The 1,971-nt window shown below is 58.6% G+C and carries 1 protein-coding gene and 2 pseudogenes; 2 read left to right on the forward strand and 1 reads right to left on the reverse strand.

The annotated features are described in order from the left end of the window. Positions 1 to 307 (reverse strand): annotated as a pseudogene (locus tag BOO71_RS12915) (IS66 family transposase); the annotation flags it as partial. Between the two features lie 194 nt (positions 308 to 501). On the opposite strand from BOO71_RS12915, the gene BOO71_RS12920 reads away from it, so the two are divergent. After that, a complete protein-coding gene (locus BOO71_RS12920; RefSeq protein WP_139322929.1) occupies positions 502 to 1,515 on the forward strand; it encodes a hypothetical protein in 1,014 nt (337 codons plus the stop codon). A gap of 275 nt (positions 1,516 to 1,790) precedes the next feature. After that, positions 1,791 to 1,971, forward strand: a pseudogene (locus BOO71_RS28355) (IS4 family transposase); the annotation flags it as partial.

Raw genomic sequence — 1,971 nt, forward strand, 5'->3', positions numbered from 1 at the left:
TGGTGCAGGTATTGGGAGTCGGGACGGAAATGACGGCCTGAACCTGAGCAGGTTCAGGTGGGGTCTTGTAGGTGAACGTTCCCATTCCTACACGGCGTCCAGGGGGCTGGGGAGCAGCTTTACGCGTCTCGCGGCTGAACGGCGCAGCATATTTGCTGTGCTTCTTGCGCTCCAGCTCCTCGATCTTCTTTTTCAGACGAGTGTTTTCGGCACGTAGCGCGTGATTCTCGGCTTCCAACTGCTCGAATCGCTCGGTCTGCTGACGGATGATCTCCAGCACATCCCCCTCTGTCAGCGTCCCGGCCATGCCCCAATTCTAGCGAATCCTGCCCGGTTCAGGCCACCGGGTCAGGAGCGCTAATCAGATACGTCAATACCTTCAGGAATACCACGGCCCCGATCCAGTCGATTGAATCGGCCACCTACACCCTGCCCGCCCAGCGCAGCACCGGGCACGGCGAGTACATGTTCAACTCGCAGAGCCTCACTGGCACTCATGCCATGCTTGAGCAGATTGTCACGTTTACGCCAGCCGCAGCGGCGATAGGCTGGTACAGGGTGGCGAGGGCGACAAACCTCTTGGGCGGATCGTTCACCATCACCAGTGATTTTTACGATGGGAAAATTGAATCCCTGATGTTCGATGTGAATTACGCAGGGTACGGGCAGGGCGGCACGATCACGCAGCGCACGCATTCCGCCTACGGAAATGTGGTCACGCAGGCGCGAGTGTACGCCAGCAACAACGGGGCTGTGGTCTATCTGGACCTGTTCATCAACAGCGCCACGGCGCCGACGCCGCTGACGATCAAGATGGTCAACTTTGCGGCCAAGGCGCAGACAGTTTTGCAGGCCCCCGCCGTGGGGGTTTACACGCCTGTCACTGGGGATACACCTGTCTCTCTGACGTTTAAGGCGGGACTGAACACTTCCGGGGGACTGGCGTTTGCGGGCGACATGAATGTCAACGGCCTAGTCCCCACCGTCAAGATCAACCGCACGAGTGGGTCGGGGTACGCATATTTAGCGTTCGCTGATGCGGGCGCAAATAGTCGGCTGTGGCGCATGGATTTCGAGAATCAGGCATACGCATGGGTTAAGCCAGACGGAACGGTTCTCGCGCTCTTTGATTCAAACGGGCGCCTGATTTCCCAGGGTTATCTCGCCTGCAAAACGGGGTTCATCACCACCCCCTCTAGCGGGATCACGGTCAACGCGGGGACCACCATCAATTCCACAGCGTCCGTGCTGCTGCTCAATCCAGGCGGGGCGAACGTCGTGATGACCAGCACGCCGCACATCACGGCGCGGAATGACGGGACGCACATTACTCTGGTGAACTACAACGCCACCAACAGCGTCACGCTACAATCCAATGCGACTCTGACAAACAGCGCGATTTACCTGGGCGGGAAATCTACGTTGCTGCTCGCCCCCGGCCAGACCGCAGAGTTCGTCTATCTCGCCGTGATGGGCGGGTACGTTCTGAAGGCGACGACGGGGACGCTCACTTGACCCTGCGCAGAATCGGTTGCGCGGCAGACACATTTTTCAAGGAGGGTTGCCATTAGCGACATACTGATCCTACCTATGCCGATTGAATCTTTGACAATTACCAACTATTCGCCCTTCCGGCCTGCCACATTTACCTTAGTACCCGACACTTTCTGGAAGGGCTTGAAATCTGTCGTCCAGTACGCGATACCAGAGCGCGTCTCCCGCTGCCCTGAAATCATTGAGTCTGTACCTCGCCTCCCACTTTCCTGAATATCGGAAAAACCGGACCCGAGTTGCTCTCCCTGCTCGTCCTGGCGCTAATTGGGGCCAAAGACATTCGCCACGCTGCACTGGCCGAGCGTTGCGGGGGCAACGCATGGGCGGCCTCGGTCATCCGCAAGATCGAGCGGTTCTTCGACCGGCATCCGCTATGTCCTCTCGACGTTGCCCGTCTGGTCTTGACCCTGCTCCCCG

The sequence above is a fragment of the Deinococcus marmoris genome (assembly GCF_001949125.1).
GTDB classification, from domain to species: Bacteria; Deinococcota; Deinococci; order Deinococcales; family Deinococcaceae; genus Deinococcus; species Deinococcus marmoris_A.

Bases quoted from the DNA above. Each gene is read 5' to 3' on its own strand.
- BOO71_RS12920 (WP_139322929.1), top strand. From the start codon at position 502: ATGCTTGAGCAGATTGTCACGTTTACGCCAGCCGCAGCGGCGATAGGC.